This is a genomic window from Burkholderia sp. BCC1996, from assembly GCF_905339955.1.
Classification (GTDB): domain Bacteria; phylum Pseudomonadota; class Gammaproteobacteria; order Burkholderiales; family Burkholderiaceae; genus Burkholderia.
The window spans coordinates 1-340 of sequence record NZ_CAJPHM010000112.1; the positions used below are offsets into that span (position 1 = coordinate 1).

1 pseudogene is annotated in these 340 nt (G+C 67.1%); it reads left to right on the forward strand.

From position 1 onward, the window contains the following. Positions 1-340, forward strand: a pseudogene (locus U4Z64_RS37455) (electron transfer flavoprotein subunit beta/FixA family protein); the annotation flags it as partial.

A 340-nucleotide genomic window follows, 5' to 3' on the forward strand; every position in this document is an offset into this window, starting at 1 on the left:
ATCGGTCGGCGTGACGCAAGCGCAGGAAACGCTGCGCACGGCGCTGGCGATCGGCGCGGATCGCGCGATCCTCGTCGAATCGAACGACAGCGTCGAGCCGCTGGCCGTCGCGAAGATCCTGAAGGCGCTGGTCGACAAGGAACAGCCGCAACTCGTGATCCTCGGCAAGCAGGCGATCGACGACGACTCGAACCAGACGGGCCAGATGCTGGCTGCGTTGGCAGGCCTGCCGCAAGCGACGTTCGCGTCGAAGGTGACGATCGCCGACGGTAAGGCAACCGTGGCCCGTGAAGTCGACGGTGGCGCGGAAACGCTGTCGCTGTCGCTGCCGGCGGTCGTG